The organism is Phycisphaeraceae bacterium (assembly GCA_015709595.1).
Taxonomy (GTDB): domain Bacteria; phylum Planctomycetota; class Phycisphaerae; order Phycisphaerales; family SM1A02; genus CAADGA01.
Genome location: CP054178.1, coordinates 2,878,056 through 2,897,037 on the forward strand (window position 1 = coordinate 2,878,056; position 18,982 = coordinate 2,897,037).

15 protein-coding genes are annotated in these 18,982 nt (G+C 68.7%); 10 read left to right on the plus strand and 5 right to left on the minus strand.

Annotated elements, in window-relative coordinates:
• Window positions 1–8 precede the first annotated feature (8 nt).
• The 4 genes from HRU76_12200 to HRU76_12215 are packed head-to-tail and all read left to right on the plus strand — an operon-like array spanning window position 9 to window position 5,093.
• Entirely contained in the window at window positions 9–1,745 is a 1,737-nt protein-coding gene (locus HRU76_12200; GenBank protein QOJ18301.1) for an HD-GYP domain-containing protein, read from the plus strand.
• Window positions 1,742–2,077, plus strand: a complete 336-nt coding sequence (locus HRU76_12205) for an STAS domain-containing protein (GenBank protein QOJ18302.1) — start codon at window positions 1,742–1,744, stop codon at window positions 2,075–2,077. The genes HRU76_12200 and HRU76_12205 overlap by 4 nt, the downstream gene beginning before the upstream one ends.
• 10 nt (window positions 2,078–2,087) lie before the next feature.
• Window positions 2,088–3,821, plus strand: a complete 1,734-nt coding sequence (gene tadA / locus HRU76_12210) for a Flp pilus assembly complex ATPase component TadA (protein ID QOJ18303.1) — start codon at window positions 2,088–2,090, stop codon at window positions 3,819–3,821.
• An 18-nt stretch (window positions 3,822–3,839) separates the two neighbouring features.
• Window positions 3,840–5,093 carry a type II secretion system F family protein gene (locus HRU76_12215; protein ID QOJ18304.1) on the plus strand — a complete coding sequence of 418 codons (1,254 nt, stop codon included), beginning with the start codon at window positions 3,840–3,842 and terminating at the stop codon, window positions 5,091–5,093.
• Window positions 5,094–5,286: 193 nt separating this feature from the next.
• Here the strand turns inward: HRU76_12215 and HRU76_12220 are convergent, their stop codons facing one another.
• The 5 genes from HRU76_12220 to HRU76_12240 all read right to left on the minus strand — a co-directional run bounded on the left by HRU76_12220 (window position 5,287) and on the right by HRU76_12240 (window position 9,871).
• Window positions 5,287–5,493: a hypothetical protein gene (locus tag HRU76_12220; GenBank protein ID QOJ18305.1), complete on the minus strand. Its 207-nt coding sequence runs from the start codon at window positions 5,491–5,493 to the stop codon at window positions 5,287–5,289.
• A gap of 166 nt (window positions 5,494–5,659) precedes the next feature.
• Window positions 5,660–7,534, minus strand: a complete 1,875-nt coding sequence (locus HRU76_12225; protein ID QOJ18306.1) for a metallophosphoesterase — start codon at window positions 7,532–7,534, stop codon at window positions 5,660–5,662.
• A gap of 228 nt (window positions 7,535–7,762) precedes the next feature.
• Window positions 7,763–8,857 carry a glycosyltransferase family 4 protein gene (locus HRU76_12230; GenBank protein QOJ18307.1) on the minus strand — a complete coding sequence of 365 codons (1,095 nt, stop codon included), beginning with the start codon at window positions 8,855–8,857 and terminating at the stop codon, window positions 7,763–7,765.
• Between the two features lie 18 nt (window positions 8,858–8,875).
• Window positions 8,876–9,361 (minus strand): acyl-CoA thioesterase, encoded by a 486-nt coding sequence (locus HRU76_12235; protein QOJ18308.1) that lies wholly within the window; start codon window positions 9,359–9,361, stop codon window positions 8,876–8,878.
• Window positions 9,362–9,526: 165 nt separating this feature from the next.
• Window positions 9,527–9,871, minus strand: coding sequence for a DUF971 domain-containing protein (locus HRU76_12240; GenBank protein ID QOJ18309.1), 345 nt, complete (start codon window positions 9,869–9,871; stop codon window positions 9,527–9,529).
• Window positions 9,872–9,965: 94 nt separating this feature from the next.
• On the opposite strand from HRU76_12240, the gene pyrF reads away from it, so the two are divergent.
• From pyrF to HRU76_12270, 6 genes are all read left to right on the plus strand, one after another.
• Window positions 9,966–10,862 carry an orotidine-5'-phosphate decarboxylase gene (pyrF, locus tag HRU76_12245; protein QOJ19182.1) on the plus strand — a complete coding sequence of 299 codons (897 nt, stop codon included), beginning with the start codon at window positions 9,966–9,968 and terminating at the stop codon, window positions 10,860–10,862.
• Between the two features lie 3 nt (window positions 10,863–10,865).
• Window positions 10,866–12,446 (plus strand): extracellular solute-binding protein, encoded by a 1,581-nt coding sequence (locus tag HRU76_12250; protein ID QOJ18310.1) that lies wholly within the window; start codon window positions 10,866–10,868, stop codon window positions 12,444–12,446.
• A 156-nt stretch (window positions 12,447–12,602) separates the two neighbouring features.
• The gene (gene pyk / locus HRU76_12255) at window positions 12,603–14,120 is read left to right on the plus strand and encodes a pyruvate kinase (GenBank protein ID QOJ18311.1); all 1,518 of its coding nucleotides are present in this window, start codon (window positions 12,603–12,605) and stop codon (window positions 14,118–14,120) included.
• Window positions 14,121–15,623: 1,503 nt separating this feature from the next.
• Window positions 15,624–16,943: a CinA family nicotinamide mononucleotide deamidase-related protein gene (locus tag HRU76_12260; protein QOJ18312.1), complete on the plus strand. Its 1,320-nt coding sequence runs from the start codon at window positions 15,624–15,626 to the stop codon at window positions 16,941–16,943.
• A 22-nt stretch (window positions 16,944–16,965) separates the two neighbouring features.
• Window positions 16,966–17,604, plus strand: coding sequence for a 2-amino-4-hydroxy-6-hydroxymethyldihydropteridine diphosphokinase (gene folK, locus HRU76_12265; protein ID QOJ18313.1), 639 nt, complete (start codon window positions 16,966–16,968; stop codon window positions 17,602–17,604).
• 62 nt (window positions 17,605–17,666) lie between these two features.
• Window positions 17,667–18,965, plus strand: a complete 1,299-nt coding sequence (locus HRU76_12270) for a TlpA family protein disulfide reductase (protein ID QOJ18314.1) — start codon at window positions 17,667–17,669, stop codon at window positions 18,963–18,965.
• Window positions 18,966–18,982 lie beyond the last annotated feature (17 nt).

Sequence of the window (18,982 nt, forward strand, 5' to 3'; positions counted from 1 at the left end):
GCCACGTCGTGGACACGACGACGGCGGCTCAGCTTGCAGCCCTCGGCGTGGTGTCGGCGTCAACCGACGCAAACGGCGGATCGATCCTGTTCGACCCCCTGATCGCCTCACGCCCGAACGATTCCGACACGAGGCCATCCACCACCACCACCACCGCCGATCTCGGCTGGCTCGCGGCGCTGCTGGCGTCGGGCAGGCGACTCATCGGGTCGCACGTGCAGCGCATCATCCAGTCCAGGAGGCAGCAGTGCAGCGACGCCCGATCCCAATCGCTCCCGCCCGCCGAGATCGCGCCATCCTGCTGGGCCGCGGGCATCCCCATCGTCCAACGTCGACGACACGTGGGCTGGCGACTCGCCATCGTCCCAACCACCAGCTTCCTGAACTCGGAACTGTTCCTCGCCTTGTCCGGCGCGGCGGGGCTCGACGCCCGGGCGCTGGCAGGCCGGGCCCGGGACGCCCTGACACGATCCGACGATGAGGCCATCCGGGCATGCCGACTGGGCCTGCTGGTGATCGGCCAGCAGCTTCGTCAGGCAGAACTCACCCGCACGGTGGAGTCGCTGGGGCAGCAACTGGCGGAGTCGTACGAGGAACTCTCGCTGCTCTACACCATCAGCCAGCGGATGACGGTGGTGCAGCAGCCCCGTCGATTCGTGCAGTCCTCGTGCGAGGGGCTGCTGGAAACCCTGCCCTACCGGTGGGTGGGGGTGCGGTTCGCGGGCGGAGCAGGCGAGACAGCGGGGGGGGCGGGGTCGGTGGGGGGGTCGGGGGTTCCGGGTTCGCTTCGTGGACGGCTGATTGTGGCGGGTTCGCCTGGGGCGTCGTTGGAGACGATGCGGTCGCTGACGGGTCGTCTGCTGGCGGAGGCGTCGATGGATGGCCCGTCGGTGCTGGAGCCGGGGGAGAAGGTGGAGGATGGGTGGTGTGCGGCGCTGGGCTCGCCGGTGCTGGCGCATCCGATCTGCCGCGAGGGTCATGTGCTGGGTGTGATGCTCGCGGGTGGGAAGCAGGGGGATGATCGGGCGGCGTCGTCGTCGGACATGAAACTGCTGGGAGCGACCGCGTCGCACACGGGCATCTTCCTGGAAAACGCGTCGCTGTACGAGGACATGGACGCCATGTTCCTGGGGACGCTGGAGGCGATCACGTCGTCGATCGACGCCAAGGATCGGTACACGTGCGGGCACTCGAGGCGGGTGGCGCAGTTGTCGCAGCAGCTGGCGAGCGCGGTGGGTCTGGACGAGGAGACGGTGCGTCGGGTGCACGTGGCGGGGCTGGTGCATGACGTGGGGAAGATCGGGGTGCCGGAGTCGGTGCTGTGCAAGCCGGGGCGTCTGACGGATGAGGAGTTCGCGCTGGTGAAGCAGCATCCGGAGATCGGGCACCGGATTCTCAAGGACATCCCGCAGCTGCGCGACGTGCTGCCGGGGGTGCTGCACCATCACGAGCGATGGGACGGCGAGGGCTACCCGTCGGGGCTGGCGGGGGAGTCGATTCCGCTGTTCGCGCGGCTGATCGCGCTGGCGGACAGCTTCGACGCGATGAGCTCGACGAGGACGTATCGGTCGGCGCGGGATCGATCGTGGGTGCTGAGCGAGATCGTGCGCTGCTCGGGCAAGCAGTTCGACCCCTCGCTGGTGTCGGCGTTCATCCACATGGATTTCAGCGAGTACGACCGGCTGGTGGCGGAGCACCGGGCGGCGGAGGGTCTTTCGCCCGCGCGGCTGGAGGAGGCGGCATGAAGTACAGCTTCGAGGATCACGGGCCCACCACGGTGCTGACGTTGAGCGGGGAGCTGACGTCCGATCAGGCGGACACGTTCCGCCGGTCGTGCCTGGAGCGGCTGGGACGGGGCGTGCGCAACGTGGTGCTGGTGCTGGAGCACCTGCGGATGATCGACTCGGCGGGGCTGGAGATGCTGCTGTGGCTGCGGGAGGAGTCGGCGCAGCATCGAGGCCACCTGCGGCTGGTCAACCCCGACCCCACCATCCGCAAGGTGCTGGAGGTGACGCGGCTGGATCGTCGGTTCGAGGTGCATCAGTCGATCGAATCGGCGGCGAAGTCGCTGCGATAAGGAGCCAGGCATGACGACCGCCGCGCGACAACAGCCGACCACGGAGGCGACGCCTCGTATTCGCCTCGGCGAACTGCTCGTGGAGCGCGGGCTGCTGACGCCCGCGCAGCTGGAGCAGGCGCTGGAGCACCAGGCGGCGCGGGGGCACAAGAAGCTGCTGGGCGAGGTGATCGTCGAGTTGAATTTCCTGCCCGAGCAGAAGGTGATCGAAGCGCTGGCGGAATGCTACGGCGTGCCGTTCCTGAGCGACCCGGCGCGCATCGCCGATCCCAAGGTCGTGGAGATGCTGCCGCGCGAGTTCATCGAGCAGCACGGCATCCTGCCGCTCTTTTCGGTTCGCAACGAGCTGACCGTGGCGGTGTCGGAGCCGGCCAACCTGTACCTGATCGACGAGATCGAGCGACTGACGCACCAGGCGGTGCAGATCGTGGCGGCGACGGCGGCGGAAATCGAGGCCGCCATCCGCGCCTATCTGCCCGAGGCCAACGTTTTCGTCATCGACGACATCTACGAGGACATCGACGAGACGGACTTCAGCGTCATCCAGAAGCAGGTGACCGAGCTGGCGGACCTGGAGGAGGCCGCCGGCCACAGCCCGGTGGTCAAGCTGGTCAACTTCCTCATCTACTCGGCGGTGCAGGACGGCGCGTCGGACATTCACGTCGAGCCCGATGATCGACGCCTGCGCGTGCGCTACCGCGTGGATGGCCGGTTGTTCGAGAAGATCGCGCCGCCCTACCAGATGCACCCGGCCATCGTCAGCCGCATCAAGATCATGTCGAATCTCGACATCTCCGAGCGGCGCATGCCGCAGGACGGCGACATCCACGTGATGATGGACGGCCGCCCCATCGACCTGCGCGTCTCGACCATGCCGGGCAAGTTCGGGGAGAAGGTGGTGATCCGGATCATCGACACCCGCAACGCGCTGGTGTCGATGGACAAGCTCGGCTTCGCGCCGGGCACGCTCGCCGCCTGGCGCAACGTGGTCAGCCAGCCCAACGGGGTGGCGCTGGTCACCGGCCCCACCGGGTCAGGCAAGTCCACCACGCTGTATTCCGCCCTGTCGAAACTGAATCGTGACGACATCAACATTTCGACGGTGGAAGACCCGATCGAGGCCAACATTCCCAACATCAACCAGTTTCAGGTCAACGAGAAGGCGGGGTTCAACTTCGCCAACGCCCTGCGATCCCTGCTCAGGCAGGATCCCGACATCCTGATGGTGGGCGAGATCCGCGACGAAGAAACGGCGTCCATCGTCGTCCAGGCGGCCCTGACCGGGCACCTGGTGCTCACCACCCTGCACACCAACGACGCGCCCAGCGCCGTCACCCGACTGGTGAATCTCGGCGTCGAACCATACCTGGTCGCCGCCGTGCTGCGCGGCGTGCTGGCCCAGCGACTGGTGCGCAAGATCTGCCCGCACTGCAAGGAGTCGTACACCCCCGACCCCGTGCTGCGCGACGGGCTGGAGTCCGACGGTCGCCACGTGGAGTTGCTCTATCGCGGACAGGGGTGCAGCCGTTGCCGCTCCACCGGCTTCGCGGGTCGGATCGGCATCTTCGAACTGCTGGTGCCGGATGAGGATCTGCTCGCCCTGATCGCCCAGGGAGCCAACCTGCAGTCCATTCGTGAGTTCCTGGCCCGCACCGGGTTCGCCACCCTGCGCCAGGACGGCCTGGAGAAGGCCAAGCAGGGGCTGACCACGGTCGAGGAAGTGTTCTTCGCCACGAGCATCTGACGGGCGCGAGGATGAGGCATGGGTCTTCAACGCACATTCGGCTACCGGGCACGCGACGCCGCCGGTCAACTGGTGACGGGTACGCTCGTCGCCGCCTCGCCGGACGAGGTAGGGTCGCGTCTGCGGAGCGAGGGCAAGTACGTCCTGAGCGTGGATGAGCACGCCCTGACCTCGACGACGGCGCCGCAGCTGGACGTGGAGGCGATTCGCAGCAGCGAGGCAGCCAAGCGCATCCGCCGCGACGACGTAATCGCGTTCGCGCAGCAGCTGGGGGTGATGCTCGAGACCGGCGTGCCTCTGGGCGAGGCGCTGGACGCCTTCAGGCGTCAGTCGCGCAGTCCTGAGTTCAGGCAGGTGCTCGAGGGCGTCACCAACGCGGTGCAGGCGGGCGAGCCGCTCAGCGTGGCGCTTTCACGGTGGCCTCGGGTCTTTCCCGGCATCATGGTGAGTCTGCTCAAGGCCGCCGAGGCGTCCGGCACCATGGCGACCATGCTGTCACGAATCGGGCATTACCTGGCCAAGGAACGCCGCACGGCGCGGCAGATCAAGGGGGCGCTCTCCTACCCGCTGTTCATGCTGATCATCGGACTTGGAATCTCCGTCTTCCTGGTGGCGGTGGTGCTTCCGCGGTTCGCCACCATCTACAAGCAGCGATCAGCGTCGCTTCCGCTGCCCACCAAGATCCTGATGGGCATCAGTGACGCGCTGATCCACCACGTGGCTCTCTACGGGCCGGTGGTGGCGGTTCTCGCCATCGCTCTGGTGATCTGGCTGCGGCGTCCGTCGGGTCGCAAGGCCATTGACTGGGTGCGTCTGAATCTGCCCATCCTTCGCACGCTTTACGGCCAGTTGTATCTCACCCGCGCGGCCCGCACCATGTCCACCCTGCTGGCGGCGGGAGTCAGTCTTCTGGACATCATCGACATCTGCCGCGGAGTGACCGCCAACCACTACTGGAGCCGGCTCTGGGACAAGGTGGACAGGCAGGTGCGCAACGGCCAGCAGGTTTCCGAGGCCATCGCCGACAGCGGGCTGATTCCCGGCAACGTAGTGTCCATGATCGCCGCCGGCGAGCGGGCCGGACGGCTGGATGAGGTCATGGAGCGGATCGCCACGTTCAGCGAGGATGAACTGGACACGGCGGTCAAGCAGACGACGACGTTCATCGAGCCGTTGATGATCTGCATCATGGGCGTCGTGGTGGGCGGTGTGGCCATCGCCCTGCTGCTCCCCATCTTCACCGTGGGTCGGGTGATGTCGGGTCAGGGATAGGCCGTTGGCGGGTGGGCCATTGGAAAGTGCAAAAAGTAAACAGAAAGCGGTTGCATCACCGCTTTCTGTTCTTCATAGTTGAAGATGTCTGACCGTCTCGTGACGGGCGCCTCAACCGCCATCCACCCGCCGCCGTTCAGGATTTCATCCTGACGGCGGTTTTTGTTGGCGTTTGAGAGGAACCGCTCCTGACTCACCCGTCGATGGGCATGCCCTGGTTGCCAGCCGCGCCGCTGCCCGAGGGAGTAATGGGCTGACCTTCCGGGTTCTTGGGCTGCTCGGCCTCGGACACGCCCTGTCCGCCCGAGTTGCCAGTGCTGCGCTTGCAGCCCACCAGCGTCAAGCCCCCAGCCACCAAGGCCGCGGTCGCCAGAGTTGTCAGAATCGCACGATTCTTCATGAGTTCTTCCTTGCCACTGCGGCAGCCGAATCCGAGCCCGACGCCGGGCTCTCCCCGCCTGCCAGAGAATCCGGAACCGGAAAACACCCCGTCTTCCGGTCATTCCGGGAACATTGGACAATCTTTCGGCTGATCCGTCAAGCCAAGCCCAGTCAAACCCCTCGATTCAGCGAAGCCACGCAGACAGGCCGACAGGCGCAAGCCAGCGCCACTGCGTGTGGTACGAATCATCGTTGTCGGCGATACCGATGTTGATACGAATCGCTTCCCCGCCCGGTTCTCGAATGAGCACCTCGGACGGGAGTCGGATGGTCAAGGCCCAACCGGAACCATCGCCTTCCCAATTTGCCCATTCTGCCTGAACTGACGAGGGTTGGGCCGCTTCCGGTCGGATCTCGACCACCTCCAGCCCCATCTGAGGTTCGATGTAGAAACGTCGCTGCGTGGTTCCTTCTCCGATCAGGATCACGACCGCGTCAGACGGAGGATCAGTGGATCGCTCGATGACGCCTCTGGGATGTGCCTCGAACCCTGAAAGCCGGTCATCCGGCACCTTCAGATGCAGAACCAAGCCATTCCCGTTTTGCTGGAATCGAACGGATGGGTTTCGTTCGAGCGTTTCGTAAACGCTGAAATCCCAGGCGCATAAAGGCCACTCCGTCATCGGATTACCGGAGTCGATGACCCGTCGAAGGGGCAGCCGCCGCCGAATGAGAGCGGGTGTCTCGCGACCGTGGGAATCGCGGAAGAACGCCCGAAATTCAAACTCCGGCGGGTTGCGGGGGGCCTCCACCGCCGGGCTGGCCAGGTCGATGACAATATGCTTTCGCTGGCCGGGCTCCAGCCGGACGCGCGACAACGCGCCCGTGGTTCGAAACGACGTTTCCGCATCGGTGGTATATGGGTTGAACCGGTCCTGCTCCATCCGCGACAACCAGGTGGACGCAAGCCATGACTCACCTTCGGGCTTCGCCGTCACCACACGCCCGGTGATTTCGACGGGCACGTCGATCGGATTGAACATCTCCGCGGTGACGGTTGCGGCAACAGGCCCGCGGAAGGGATCGTTCGCCGCGTCGCGGATGCGAACGACCCGGTCATCCGTCTTCAGCCGATTGACGCGATCCTGGTCAATCCCCAGCACGAAGTCATCAGGCAGGGTCGTCCCGACCGGCTGGTGGTAGATCGAAACGTCGCCGTTCACCCGCACCCGGATGAAACTGAGATGCTGCAGTTGCCCGGCCAAGGGAAGCTGATCGATCATTCCGCCGCATGTGCCGAGGATGTGATACTGGATTCCATCCCAGTCGGGGTCGCGCTGCAGCGAGTGAAAGTGGCCGCCGATGACGGCGTGGACGCGATGCCTCACCAGCACCGGATGCACCCGTTCCGCCCAGCCGGAGCCCCGGCTGCGCCACAGCGGTCGATGCAGCAGCACGAAGATCGGCTTGTCGCGGGCCGCCAGACGTTCGAGGCATGTTCCCAGCCAGGCCAACTGCGCCTCGCCGATCCCGAATCCGCTCCCGAACGTGGGATCATCGCTGTAGAGAACGACCACCGACGCCAGGTCGAACTCGACCGCATAATAGAGCGGCGCGAACGTCTGCTGGTACCGCTCCTGAAAGGTCAGGTCCTGCCGATTTCGCGTGCCGGACACCACTTCATGGTTGCCCGCCAGGGGATAGAACGGCATCGTCAGCCGGTCGGTGATCGCGCGGTACTCCGCGACTTCCCGGTCCCACTGCTCCACCGACCGGGTGTACCCCTGGATCATGTCGCCAATCGACAGCACGGCGTCCGGGCGGATTCGGTTCAGATCCTCGACCGCCATCTCGATGTACCGGAGCCCCCAGTCTCGTCCTGTCGTCCGATCCGGAAGCACGGCGAGCACCAGCGATCGCTCCGGGTCTGGCGGCGGGGGCAGGTCGCGCCCCGCCGTGCCCGGGATGATCCCCGGCGGCGGTTCGGCTGCCCCGGCATGAACCACGCTCAGCGGCGCGGCGAGAAGCGACAACACCAGGATGCGGGTCAACCGATGCATGGAGAACGATTCGACGCTCTCACGTTCCGGTCAAACGCGGATGCTCCGGACCCGCCAGAGAACGAAAAACCCCGTTGCAGCACGGTGTGCAGGCAACGGGGCGGAGGGGAGAAAGATGCAATCCAAGTACATGGGCCATCGACCGGGACGCGAATCGTCGATGACTTTTTTCATGAGTTTCCTCGCCTCGCCGTGGCGCTGCACCTGGCTTGAACACCCCGACCATCTTCACGCCGGTTCCCGTCGGAATGGAATCGCGTCGCCCGTGATGGACCGCGTGAGCAGCCCGGCGAGCTGCTCCGCCTGCCGACTGACGCGGTGCCGCTGCTCCGCCAGACGCCTTCCATTCGATGTAAGTGATTGAATAACAGTTGGTTGCGTGACAAGGCGACGCAATGACTCAAGCCAGGTTTCCTGCGACGGCTTGGCAATGACCATCGCCGTCTCCCCACCCTTCAGGAAATCCAGGCAGTTGTCCTCGGCGGCGATAACCGGGACGCCGTTGGCCAGCGCCTCCAGGAAGACCGATCGAACCATGCCCGTCGCTTCCGGGGCGATGACCGCATCGCATTGGGTCAGCAGCGTCCGATGAGCGCTGGCGCGGCTGATGATGGAGACTCGCTCAAGCAGCCGCTGATCACGCAGCAGACGCCAGACGTCGTGGGATCGACGTCCATCCAGCTCACAGGTCGCCAGCGCGTCGGTGGTCTCGCGAAGGAAACGAGCCAGGGCGGGCACGAACGCGCGATACGGCCGCGTGGAATCGCCCGGGCCGATCACGGCCAGCGCCAGCGAGTCGCCTCGACGCGCGGGCGCCGAGGTCGGCTCGTCGGGGAACGGCACGCCCCAGGGCACCACCTCGACCGGGATGGACTTCAGCCGCCTGCGGATTCGCTGCGCGAGCGCGTCGGCGGGAGTGATGACCGTCAACCCGGCCGGCGGCGCCAGTCGGGCTGACAGGCGTCTGGCGGTCCGCCACGACCACGTCTCCACGATGAGCGGGCGCTGCAGGGCCGCGGCCAGGTCGCGGGCCAGCCGCCACGTCGCCTCGCCGAGCGCCAGGAGCACGTCGGGCGGCGCCTTGCCGAAGCGGTCGGCGAGTTTCCGCACCCGGTCGCCGTGGGCCCACCAGACGGCGCGGCCGGGATAACCCGCTCGACCCGCGAGCGCCACGGCGTCATCCTCATGGGCTTCATCAGCGACCTCGTCCGGCACGATCCGGGTCACCTGCACGCCTTCGCCGATCAACGCGATGCACAGCCGGTTGAGCATGGCGCGCTCATGCATCAGTCGTTCGGCATCGAAGAGAATGGCGACGTGCATGGCTTCCGCTCGGCAGGTTCAGGAGGTTTCATCGGCCAACGGCTCGAAGGATCGCGCCATCTCGTCAGGAATCCGCCTCGGGCGACGGCTTCCCAGGTCCACCAGGGCCCACATCGTCACGCCCCGGCAGATCAGCCGACCATCCACCGCCCGGTAGATCACCGTCTCCCGCCACGACCGCACCCGTCGCTGCGAGCGGACCCAGGTGGCGACGACCAGGTCATCTCCCACATGGGCCTCGTCGTGGTAGTCGATCTCGTGCCGCGCCACGAACCACAGCGCGCCCAGTTCGATCAGGCGATCCCTCGTCCAGCCCAGCAGGGCGGCATGCCGCTCGGCCACGTGGTCGATCCACCGCACGTACTCCACGTTCCACACGTGTCCCGCGGGGTTGCCGGCGTGCTCCGTCGTCACTCGGACGGCGAACAGGCACGCCCGTGGGTGCGCCACCAGTCCCGGGTCCGGGACGAGGTTCGGCGCATGCATGGGAAGGGGGGGTGACATGCGGGAGTGCTGAGTGAGGAGTAGTGAGGGAGTTTCGAGTTCCGGGTTCCGGGTTCCGCGCAGCGCGGGACGATGCACCGATCAGCAGGTGAAAGACGCTGGCCCCCGATCCCTCGATGCCTTGATCCCTCGATCCCTCGATGCCTCGATCCCTTCCCCCGGCGCCTAGCGCCTCGTACCTGTCGCCTCCCGGTTCGGATCATCCCGCAACTGCCGCAGGTACTCCCACGAGTAGATGCCTGTTTCGTGCCCGTCGGAGAACCGGATGCGAATGGCGTAGTTGCCGACAAGTTCGGCATCCACCGCGGTGAGCGGCCCGCGCGAGGCCGCGCCCGCGGGCAGAACGGTCAGCGGATTCCGAGCCATCTGCTCGCGCAGCTCCCTGGCGTCCGCCGAGGGCGACATGCGGCGAAGGAACACCAGCGGGTAGAACGTCTCCGAACCGTCCGCCCAGCGGACCGTCAGCCCGGCGTCCTTCTCCAGATCAAGATGGACAGGTGAGGAGGTCACGATGGCGAAGTTCAATCACGCCCCACCGGCACGACGCCCATACAGTATCGCCGCGACCACCACGATCCTATCCATGCACGCCACGACCGCACCCATGTCCACGCAGGCCGATCCAGCCGTCTCCAGGCCCGCCCACGCGGCGGATCGTCTGCTCGCGGCCATCTCCCGCGTTCGTGCGCCGACGTGCGTGGGGCTGGACCCGGTGCTGGATCGTCTCCCCGCGCCGCTGCGTCACGGCGGCGACCCTGTCGAAGCCATCGAGCGCTTCAGCCGCGATCTGCTGACCGCCGTCGCTCCTGTCGTGGCGTGCGTGAAGCTCCAGTCCGCCTGCTACGAGCGGTACGGCTCGCGCGGCGTCGCCGCGCTGGAGCGCGTGTCGCGTCACGCGGAAGGGCTGGGGCTGGAAGTCATTCTCGACGCCAAGCGGGGCGACATCGGCATCTCCGCCGAGCACTACGCCGCCGCCGCGTTCGACCCCGGCGCGCCCATGCACGCCGACTGGATCACCATCAACGCCTACCTCGGGCGCGACGGCATCGAGCCCTTCCTCAAGCCCGGCAGGGGCGCCTTCGCCCTCGTGCGCACGTCGAACCCCGGGGGCGACGCCATCCAGGCCGCGCCGCTCGCCTCGGGCGATTCCGTCGCCATGCACGTCGCCGCCCACGTCGCATCCATCGGCGAGTCCTCGATCGGCTCACAGGGCTACAGCGCGCTGGGCGCGGTGGTGGGGGCCACCAAGCGCCAGGACGCCGCATCCCTGCGCCGCCTCATGCCGAGGCAGATCTTCCTCGTCCCCGGCTTCGGCGCGCAGGGGGCGGGCGTGGATGACGTGCTCGCCTGCTTTCACCCCGACGGGCGCGGGGCCGTCATCACCGCCAGCCGCTCCGTGATCTACGCCTTCAGGCCCGACGACCCCGGCTGGACCCGCGCCGTCGCCGACGCGGCGGCGGCCTTCGCCGAGCAGATCGGCCGCGCCGTCGGCCTGAGGTGAACCGTGCGCGAACCGCGCTGGCTGATCCTGATCGCGTTCCTCGGGCTGCTGGCGGCCCCGTTCCTCTTCCGCCGATCGACCGATCTCCCGCCGCCCGCCGACGCCCGCCAGATCATCATCCTCACGCCCCACAACGAGCAGATCCGCCACGAGTTCGGCCGCGCGTTCGAGCAGTGGCACGAAACGCACTACGGCGAGCGGGTCAGCGTCGTCTGGTCCGTCCCCGGCGGCACCAACGACATCCGGCGCATGCTCGAATCCCAGTTCGCCGCCGCCGCGCGGGATGGACGGCCCGTGGGCGGCAACGCCGACCTGCTCTTCGGCGGCGGACAGTACGAGCATGACAAGATCAAACAGGGCGTGACCATCACCATCGACGGCCAGGCCGTGCGCGTGCCCATCAGCGAGCCGGTCACGTTCCACCCGCGCGACCTGAGGCGGCACTTCGGCGCGGCCACGCTCACCGAGGTGTACGGCGGCGCCGACATCGGCGGCAACCCGCTCTTCGACCCCGAGGGCCACTGGCTGGGCGCCGCGCTCTCCGGCTTCGGCATCGTGTACAACCGTCCCGCGCTGACGGAACTGGGGCTGCCGCCGCCGCGCGGCTGGGTCGATCTGACGCACCCCCGCCTGCTGGGCTGGGTGGCGCTGGGCAACCCCGCCCAGTCCGGCTCCACCGCCAAGAGTTTCGACACCGTGCTCCAGCGCGCCGGGTGGACGCGCGGCTGGCAGGTGCTGCGCCGCGCCGCCGCCAACGCACGCTACTTCTCCGCCAGCTCCAGCAAGGTGCCCATCGACGTCAGCCAGGGCGACGCCGCCGCCGGCGTGTGCATCGACTTCTACGGACGCTACCAGTCCCAGGCCATCGCCGATGCCGGCGACCCCGACCGGCTGGGCTACATCGATCCCCCCGGCGAAGGGGCCATCGACGCCGATCCCGTCTCCCTGCTGCGCGGGGCGCCGCAGCCCGCGCTCGCCACGCGCTTCATGCTGTTCTGCCTGACCGACGAAGCCCAGTCGCTCTGGCAGTTCCGGCACGATGAGCCGCGCGACGACGGGCTCGGACCGGACCGCTACGAACTGCGGCGGCTGCCCATCATCCGCGGCTTCTACACCCGATACCTGCACCGCTTCGTCGATCGCGTCAACCCCTACGACTTCGCCCAGCCCTTCGACACCTTCGACCCGGCCTACGGCGCCCTGCTGCCGGTGCTCTTCAGCGCCATGGCCATCGATCAGCACGCCGCCCTGACCCGCGCCTGGCGGGCCATTGTGAGCCATCCCGCCTATCCGCCCGGCGGCGGCCTGGTCACCGCGGCGGAGGTGACCGACCCCGCCCTGCGGGAGATGCTCGAACGCTTCGACGCCATGCCCACGATTCCCGGTCCGCAGGGTGCGACGTACTCCCTCGCCGACCCGTCCGTGCTCGCCGCCGTCCGCGACGGCTGGCTCCGCGGCGGGTGGAGCGACGCGGAACTCTGGCCGCGCGAGCGCGGGCCGGAAGAAACGCTGCGGTCGCTGGCGGCGGCGTTCTTCCGCGGGAACTACGAGTGGGTGGCGGAAGCATCAGGCATTCGGCGCTAGGCACTGGGCGCCGGCTCACGCGTGGTTGTCGGTTCTCGGTTGATGATTGTCGGTCCGAGCACTCGGAACTCGGCACTCGGATCCCGGAACTCCCTGAGCACTCAGCACTCAGCACTCAGAACGTGGCACTCAGCACCTCCCCCCGTACCATCCCCCATGCCGATGCGCCACACGCCGCCGCTCACCAAGATCATCGCCACCATCGGTCCCGCCTCACGCGGCCGCGATGTCCTCACGCGGCTCATCGATGCGGGCGTGTCGGTCTTCCGCCTCAACTTCAGCCACGGCTCGCTCGAAGCCCACGCGGACGTGCTCACGGCCATCCGCTCGCTCGCCGCCGAGGCGGGCCGCCGCGTCGCCGTGCTGGGCGATCTGCAGGGCCCGAAGATCCGCATCGGCAAAGTGGCCGATCCGGGCGTGGAACTGGCGCCCGGCGACACGGTGCTCCTGCGGCGCGGCACGTTCATCGCCTCGCCCGCCGCCCGGCCCGCGTGCTTCGGCAGCACGTACGAGCGGCTGGTGGATGATGTCGAGCCGGGCCAGCGCGCGCTCATCGCCGACGGCGCCATCCGCATGCTGGTCGTCGCCAAGCGCGCCGATGAACTGGAGTGCAGCGTGACGGTGGGGGGGGTGGTCACCTCGGGCAAGGGCATCAACCTGCCCGACACGCACGTCTCCGCCGAGGCCCTCTCCGATCACGACCTTACGTGCGTGAAATGGGCCGTGGAGCAGGGGCTGGACTTCCTCGCCCTCTCCTTCGTGCGCAGCGCGGCCGAAGTGGTCCGCCTGCGCGAGTTGATCGCCGCGCACGCCGCATCGCGTGAGCCGGGGTTTCATGTGCCGATCATCGCCAAGATCGAGCAGCCCTCGGCGGTCGAGCGCGTGGATGAGATCCTCGAGCAGGCCGACGGCATCATGGTGGCCCGCGGCGACCTGGGCGTGGAACTGGAACTGGCCCGCGTGCCCGTGATCCAGAAGCGCATCGTGCTGGCCGCGGCGGACCACGGCAAGCCCTGCATCGTCGCCACCCAGATGCTCGAGTCCATGATCCAGTCGCCCATGCCCACCCGCGCCGAGGCCAGCGACGTGGCCAACGCGATCCTCGACGGGGCCGACGCCGTCATGCTCTCCGGCGAGACGGCGGTGGGCCGGTACCCGGTGCTCGCCGTCGATCACATGCGCCTCATCGCCCAGCACACCGAGGCGTACCTGTCGCAGCAGCCGCAGAGCGCCTCGCCGCCGCTGCGGCTGGTGGCGTCGCGGTACCGTACCGCCGCCCTGGCCCACGGGGCGTGGACGATCGCACGCGACTACGGCGCGAAACTCATCGTGGTCTGGTCGCAGCGGGGCGGCGGGGCGCGGCTGCTGAGTCAGAACAACTTCCAGATTCCCATCATCGCCCTCTCCGGCGACGAACGGGCCCTGCGCCAGATGCAACTGCTCCGCGGCGTGACGCCGATCCACATGGAGCCGCCGCACTCGCTGGCCGACTTCACACGCCGGGTCGATGACCTGCTGCTGAAGGACGGCTGGGCCGCACTGGGCGACCGCTGCATCCTCATGGCCGGCAGCCCGCTGGGCGTCGCCCGCAACACCAACACCCTGGCGCTCCACGAGGTGGGCAACCCCGACACGGGGTACGCACGAGTGGATGGGGGGGCTGAGAAGTGCTGAGTGCTGGGTGCTGAGTGCTGAGTGCGGCGTGAACTGCGGGTTCCGAGTTCCGGGTTCCGAGTCGTGGCAGCCCCGTCCGCGAAACCCGCCACGCCCGGGGGACCAGCACCCGGCCGACCCCGCCGCGCGAACCAGATGCCCGCACAACCCGCACCATCCGGCGGCGGCGCAGTCCGTGCGCCCGAACAACCCGCACAATCCCCACGGGCCGCGCATCCGCCCACCGCTGATCTTGCAAAGTCCCGCTCTCCCCTTGCAAAGTCCCTGGCTCCCTTTGCAAAGTCCTTCGTTCCCTTTGCAAAGTCCCGCGTTCCCTTTGCAAAGTCCCGCGTTCCCTTTGCAAAGTCCCGCGTTCCCTTTGCAAAGTCCCCGCGCGCCACGTTCAAGTCCCTCCTTCCCTTTGCAAAGTCCCGCTCTCCCTCGTTCAAGGGAAGCGTTCCCTTGTTCAAGGCGCGCGTTCCCTTGTCAATTGCGCGCGGGGACTTTGCAAGATGGCGGCCCCCCCACGCCACGGCGCGGCCCCCCCACGCCACGGCGCGGCCCCCCACCTGGCGGCGCGGGGCCGACCGCTCCCTCACGGTCGCGGCTCGCTCACGGATGGTCGCGGCTCACGCACGGGTGGTCGCGGCTCGCTCAGGGAGCCGCCCCTCTCACGCCACGGCGCGGGCCGACCGCTCCTCACGGTCGCGGCTCGCCCAGGAGCGCCCCTCTCACGCCACGGCGCGCCGGGCGACCGCCCCTCACGGTCGCGGCTCGCTCAGGAAGCGCCCCTCTCACGCCACGGCGCGGGCCGACCGCTCCCTCACGGTCGCGGCTCGCTCACGGATGGTCGCGGCTCGCTCAGGGAGCGCCCCCTCTCACGCCACGGCGCGGGCCGACCGCTCCCTCACGGTCGCGGCTCGCTCAGGGATGGTCGCGGCTCGCTCAGGGAGCGCCCCCTCTCACGCCACGGCGCGGGCCGACCGCTCCCTCACGGTCGCGGCTCGCTCACGGATGGTCGCGGCTCGCTCACGGATGGTCGCGGCTCACGCACGGATAGTCGCGGCTCGCTCAGGGATGGTCGCGGCTCGCTCAGGGAGCGCCCCCTCTCACGCCACGGCGCGGCCCCCCCACCTGGCGGCGCGGGCCGACCGCTCCCTCACGGTCGCGGCTCGCTCAGGGAGCGCCCCCTCTCACGCCACGGCGCGGGCCGACCGCTCCCTCACGGTCGCGGCTCGCTCAGGGATGGTCGCGGCTCACGCACGGATGGTCGCGGCTCGCTCAGGGAGCGACCCCTCCCACGCCACGGCGTGTCCGGAAACCGGGGGGAGTCCACCGATGAACACCGATGAACGGAGATTCAGAGCATGATCTCTGAGTTCTGACCATCCGTGCTCATCCGTGTTCATCGGTGGATCGAGTGCCTGTTCTCCGGCGCTCCGGTTCCGCCGTTCGGTGTGCCCGTTGCTTCGATCCCTCGGCGTCTGGATGCCTTGATGCCTTGATCCCTCGTACCCTGTCCCGATGAACGCCGCGATTCTCTCCATCGGCGATGAACTGGTCACCGGGCTGACGGTGGACACGAACTCGTCGTGGCTGGCGGGGCGGCTCATCGCCCGCGGGCTGACGGTTGTAGAGACGCGGTCCGTTCCCGACGATCGAGCCCGCATCGCTCAGGCGATCCGCGAGCTGGGCGTGCGCGTCGGTGCGCTGGTCATCACGGGCGGGCTGGGTCCGACGCCGGATGATCTGACGCGGGAAGCGCTGGGCGATGTGCTCACCCCCGGCGAGCCGCTGGAGCGGGACGAGGCGGCGGAGCGGCTCATCGAGCGCTGGTTCGCCCGCACGGGGCGGGCCATGCCGGAGTCGAACCGTCGGCAGGCGCAGCGGCCGCGCGGGGCGGTGATGATTCCCAACGCGCACGGCACCGCCCCCGGCATCGCCGCCGCATGGGGCGAGGGGGGCTGCCGCATCCTCGTGATGCCCGGCGTGCCCCGCGAGATGAAGCCGATGTTCGAGGAGAACGCGGATGCCTGTCTGCCACGGGATGACCGGCAGGTGACGGTGATCCGCAGCATTCACACCTGCGGCCTCGGCGAGTCCGACCTGGCGCAGCGGCTGGGTTCGATCCTGTCGCGCGACCGGCAGCCGCAGGTCGGCACCGCGGCGGGGGGGTCGATGGTGAGCGTGCGCATCTACGCCCGCGGCCCGGCGGCGCAGGCGGCAAGGGACGCGGAGCAGACCCGGCGCGAGGTGGAGCCGATTCTGTCGCCGTACGCGTACGGGTGCGATGGTGAGTCGCTGCCCGCCGCGCTGCTGCGGGAACTGGCGCAGCGGGGGCTGACCATCGCCACGGCGGAATCCTGCACCGGCGGCCTGGCGGGGCAGCTCATCACGTCGGCGCCCGGCTCCAGCGCGTGGTACCGGGGCGGGTGGGTGACGTACTCCAACGACCTGAAGGTCGCGTGCCTGGATGTTCCGATGGCGATGATCCGGGCGCATGGGGCGGTGTCGGAGCCGGTCGCGTGCGCGATGGCCGGGGGCGCGCTGCGCCGGGCCCAGAGCAACCTGGCGGTGTCCATCACGGGTGTGGCGGGACCGGACGGCGGGACGGAGGCCAAGCCGGTGGGGACGGTGTGGATCGGCTGCGGGCGGACGTCGGGCGACGCGGTGGAGACATGGGCGCGTCACTTCCGCTTCGGGGGCGACCGCGAGGCCATCCGCGAGCGGGCCGCGCGCACGGCGCTGCAGATGGCGCGCTGGGCGGCCCTCGGCGTGGACCGGCGCACGCCGCTGCTGGGCGAGGTGGTGAGTACGATGGCGGAAAGCGAGCCGCGACCGTGAGGGAGCGGTGGGTTTGGTCGGGATGAGAGCGAGCAACCGCCAGGTGAACGTTGAACAATCGAATGAGGGCTCGGAAGAATCGGCGCACCAACCGCTTCCTCACGGTCGCGGCTCGCTGAAGGCGGCGCCTCACCCGCTCCCTGACGGTCGCGGCTCGCTGAAGGCGGGAGTCGAGCGGAGCGCCTTCATCGCGCTGGGCTCGAACCTGGGCGATCGCGCCGGGCATCTGCGGCGGGCGCTGGCGCTGCTGGGTGGGACGCCGGGGGTCCGCGTCGTCGCGGTCAGTTCGTTTCACGAGACTGACCCGGTGGGTGATGCGGATCAGCCGAGGTTTCTCAACGCCGCGGCGCATCTGGCGACGTCGCGTTCGCCGCGCGACCTGCTGGAGGTGCTGCTGGGCGTCGAGCGTGAACTGGGGCGCGTGCGGCGTCCTGCGGAGCGGTGGGGGCCGCGCACGATCGACCTGGACCTGCTGCTGATGGGCGACCTGGTCGTGGAGGAGCCGGGTCTGACGCTGCCGCATCCGCGGATGCACGAGCGGGCGTTCGTGCTGGAGCCGCTGGCGGAGATCGCGGCGGGCGTGGTCCACCCGGTGCTGAAGCGGTCCATCGGCGTTCTGCGGGACGAGGCGCGGCGGCGCGGCTGCTGTTCGCAGCCGTGATCGGCGCGCGGCGGATCGCCGTATGATGGTGGGGCCGCCGCGCCCCCCGGGAGGGATCCACCATGCGAAGACGGAATGGAGCCGCAGCGTCGTTCGTGCTGGCGTGCCTGGCGGCGTGCGGCGCGGTGACCGCTGCGGCCGCGCCGCCCGATGCGACGGCGCTGCGCACCTTCGCGGAGATGGTGAAGCGGCACCGCGAGACGCCCAGCGTGACGGTGAAGTGCGAGATCGAGATGCTGACGCCCAAACCGGGTCAGCCGCTGGAGCGGACCAGCCGCACGGCGGAAATCGTGTTCAGCAAGGGGGGCCGCGGGCGCCTCACCTACGACGACTACACCGTGTACGTGGGCGATGGAAGAATCCGGCTGATCCACAAGTCCAATGATGCGCAGTTCTTCGAGGTGGAGGCGACCGAGTTCATCAACAGTTTCATCGTGTACGACTGCTTCGGGCGGTTCGACCGCATTCCGCTGCCGCACCTGGCGGTGTTCTGGGGCGGCGACGACACGGAGGAGCTGCTGATGGAGATCTTCGCCGACACGCCCGATCTGCTGCCGCGGTCGGTGAGCGACCGCACGGTGGACGGTCAGCCGGTGCGCACGATCGAACTGAAGGGCGACGAGTCGTCGATGTCGATCAACCTCGACCCGCGCACGATGTTCATCCGCTCGATCACGCATCGCTCGCCCGCGCCGTTCGTGCCGGAGGGTGAGCAGACGCACGCGTACCTGTTCACGTACACGGTGCATGATCCGCCGCTGGAGCCGGGTTCGTTCGCCTTCCAGCCCGGCGCGCGGACGAAGATTGACGACGTGACCCTGCTCGTTCCCAGGCCGGAGCCGCCGGAAGGCGAGGCGCGGGAGATGGAGGCGCCGGCGCCGCGCCCGGCGGGGCAGTGGGTGGGCAAGGTCGCGCCGGCCTTCACGCTGACGGGCGGGGACGGGCGCACCGTGGCGCTGGGCGACCTGCGCGGCAAGGTGGTGGTCATCGACTTCTGGGCGGTCTGGTGTCCGCCGTGCCGGGCCGCGTTGCCGGAGCTGCACCGCGTCGCGGCGTGGGCGAAGGAGAAGGGGCTGGCGGTGGAGGTGTACGCGATCAACACGTTCGAGGCCGGCGCCGGCCCCGCCGACAAGCGCACCGGGGCGATGAAGTACTGGCGGGAGCAGGGGCTGACGCTGCCGGTGCTGTTCGACCTCGACAACGCGGTGGCGGGTCTGTACGGCGTGACGGGCATTCCCGCGACGTTCGTGATCGGGCCGGATGGCGTGGTCGTGTCGCAGCACGCCGGGTTCCCCAGCGACTACGCCGAGTCCCTCAAGCGGGCGATCGAGAAGGCGGCGGGGGGCGGCGGGAAGGACTGAGGAGCGGGGAGCGCCGG

Bases quoted from the DNA above. Each gene is read 5' to 3' on its own strand.
- HRU76_12205 (QOJ18302.1), top strand. From the start codon at position 1,742: ATGAAGTACAGCTTCGAGGATCACGGGCCCACCACGGTGCTGACGTTG.
- tadA (QOJ18303.1), top strand. From the start codon at position 2,088: ATGACGACCGCCGCGCGACAACAGCCGACCACGGAGGCGACGCCTCGT.
- HRU76_12215 (QOJ18304.1), top strand. From the start codon at position 3,840: ATGGGTCTTCAACGCACATTCGGCTACCGGGCACGCGACGCCGCCGGT.
- HRU76_12220 (QOJ18305.1), bottom strand. From the start codon at position 5,493: ATGAAGAATCGTGCGATTCTGACAACTCTGGCGACCGCGGCCTTGGTG.
- HRU76_12225 (QOJ18306.1), bottom strand. From the start codon at position 7,534: ATGCATCGGTTGACCCGCATCCTGGTGTTGTCGCTTCTCGCCGCGCCG.
- HRU76_12230 (QOJ18307.1), bottom strand. From the start codon at position 8,857: ATGCACGTCGCCATTCTCTTCGATGCCGAACGACTGATGCATGAGCGC.
- HRU76_12235 (QOJ18308.1), bottom strand. From the start codon at position 9,361: ATGTCACCCCCCCTTCCCATGCATGCGCCGAACCTCGTCCCGGACCCG.
- pyrF (QOJ19182.1), top strand. From the start codon at position 9,966: ATGTCCACGCAGGCCGATCCAGCCGTCTCCAGGCCCGCCCACGCGGCG.
- pyk (QOJ18311.1), top strand. From the start codon at position 12,603: ATGCCGATGCGCCACACGCCGCCGCTCACCAAGATCATCGCCACCATC.
- HRU76_12260 (QOJ18312.1), top strand. From the start codon at position 15,624: ATGAACGCCGCGATTCTCTCCATCGGCGATGAACTGGTCACCGGGCTG.
- folK (QOJ18313.1), top strand. From the start codon at position 16,966: ATGAGAGCGAGCAACCGCCAGGTGAACGTTGAACAATCGAATGAGGGC.
- HRU76_12270 (QOJ18314.1), top strand. From the start codon at position 17,667: ATGCGAAGACGGAATGGAGCCGCAGCGTCGTTCGTGCTGGCGTGCCTG.